Raw genomic sequence first — 1,189 nt, 5'->3', positions numbered from 1 at the left:
CCTCAAAACTCGAACAAAGGTGAGCCACAGCCTGCCGCCTTGCAACGGGCGTCACCATTAATGGGATGACCCGCCCCGTCCTCTCGCTCAGAATGTGGCATCTACAGAAAGGAGCAAGCAATGAAGTTACGCAACGCACCCCGACCGGCAACGGCGTTTGGAGTCGATATCGGCAAAAACCTTTTCCACGTCGTGGGACTCGATGCTGCTGGGACGCCGATCCAGAAGGCGACGTTTCGGCGCGATACGCTCTTGCAGTTCTTCGAACGCGCGGCACCTACCCTGGTAGGGATGGAGGCCTGCCCCGGCTCGCAATGGTTGGCACGCAAGATTGCAGCGATGGGACACACCGTCCGCATTATTCCGGCTCAGTTCGTGAAGCCTTTCGTAAAGTCAAACAAGAATGATATCATCGATGCAGCGGCAATCGCGGAGGCCGTGACGCGACCGACGATGCGATTTGTCGAGATGAGGTCGTCTGAACACGTGGACTTGCAAGCTGTGCATCGTGTTCGCGACAGGATGATTTCGCAACGGACGTGCCTGATCAACCAGATGCGTGCGTTTTGCCTAGAATATGGGATCGCTATTCATCAGGGCGCCGGAACGTTCAAAGCCGATCTGCCGAGGATCTTGGTAGATGAGTCCAATGATCTAACTTCGGCGATGCGTCGCATCCTCGCATCAATATTCGACGAACTGAGGCAACTCGAACTTCGTATTGCAGAGATCAATCGCGAGATTGAGGCAATTGCGGCTCAAAGTGACACCGCACGCCGACTGATGACCATCCCAGGCATTGGCCCACTCGCGGCGACTGCGCTTTTGGCAGCGGCTGGATCCGCCCGACAGTTCAAAAAGGCGCGCGATATGGCTGCTTGGCTCGGTCTTGTTCCCAGAGAATATTCCACGGGCGGCAAAACGAAACTGCTCGGGATAAGCAAGCGCGGCAACCGATATCTGCGCCGAATGATCATCCACGGTGCCCGATCCTGCGTGACACATCTTGATCGGTCGCGAAACCGCCTTGGGGCATGGCTCGATGGTCTTCAGGCAAGAATGCACACCAACAAGGTCACCGTCGCTTTGGCGGCCAAAAATTGCCCGTATCGTATGGGTGGTGATGACCAAGCCCGGCGCAACCTATGAACGGCGGGATCCAGCCTTTAGCTGATTCCGTTCGTTCCAG

At 56.4% G+C, this 1,189-nt stretch carries 1 pseudogene; it reads left to right on the top strand.

Annotation, left to right across the window (positions count from 1 at the left end):
* Nucleotides 1-120: 120 nt before the first annotated feature.
* Nucleotides 121-1,174, top strand: a pseudogene (locus tag AC5ZFO_RS47975) (IS110 family RNA-guided transposase).
* Nucleotides 1,175-1,189 lie beyond the last annotated feature (15 nt).

The organism is Bradyrhizobium sp. Unk1, assembly GCF_059512345.1.
The sequence above is the reverse complement of the archived record's forward strand: the minus strand, read 5'-3'. Positions and strand labels throughout refer to the sequence as shown.